The sequence below is a fragment of the Helcococcus bovis genome (assembly GCF_046035835.1).
Lineage (GTDB): Bacteria > Bacillota > Clostridia > Tissierellales > Peptoniphilaceae > Helcococcus > Helcococcus bovis.
In genome coordinates this window covers 1-209 of the sequence record NZ_JBFNGB010000068.1, presented here as the reverse complement: position 1 = coordinate 209, position 209 = coordinate 1, and the positions used below count along the sequence as shown (strand labels likewise).

Sequence of the window (209 nt, the reverse complement as noted above, 5' to 3'; positions counted from 1 at the left end):
TTATCCTTAGGATTAGAACCTTTATCCTTTTCTTCATCATCAGTGAAACCATCACCATCATCATCTTTATCAGTTAAATCAGGTTCACCGTCTCTGTCTGTATCTCTTTGAACTGTTATTTTAACAATATCTCTAACCTTAGATCCATCTTCGTTAGTAACTTCAACAGTAATAGTGAAATCTCTTTGTTCTTCAGTGTCACCCCAGTC

The 209-nt window shown here is 35.4% G+C and carries 1 protein-coding gene; it reads right to left on the bottom strand.

Annotated features, from left to right (window positions below):
* Window positions 1-209 (bottom strand): hypothetical protein (locus tag ABGF48_RS08540; RefSeq protein WP_408105908.1); only part of this gene is annotated, 209 nt, incomplete at both ends.